A 274-nucleotide genomic window follows, 5' to 3' on the forward strand; every position below is an offset into this window, starting at 1 on the left:
CGGCGAGGAACTTCTCCACGTCGTGGGCGTCCTCCTCGATCGTGCGGAGGTGCTCACGGAGGATCTCGACTGTAGTCTCGTCGCCGATCTCGGCGGCGAGTTCGATGTGCTCGCGGTAGCTCTCGATGATGTCGCCGTACAGTTCGAGGTCGTTCTCCAGCGACGTGCGGATGTCGTAGACGTCTTCGTCTTCGGGTTCGACCGTCGCGGCCTCGCTCAGTGCGGGCATGCTGGCGTGGGGAACACCGCCGATGGACTGGAGGCGCTCTGCGAT

General features: G+C 64.2%; 1 protein-coding gene. It reads right to left on the minus strand.

The annotated features are described in order from the left end of the window. Positions 1–274: DNA starvation/stationary phase protection protein (locus HKX41_11475; protein NNC24752.1), on the minus strand; the 274-nt coding region annotated here is incomplete at both ends.

The organism is Salifodinibacter halophilus, assembly GCA_012999515.1.
In the GTDB taxonomy this organism is placed as follows: Bacteria; Pseudomonadota; Gammaproteobacteria; order Nevskiales; family Salinisphaeraceae; genus Salifodinibacter; species Salifodinibacter halophilus.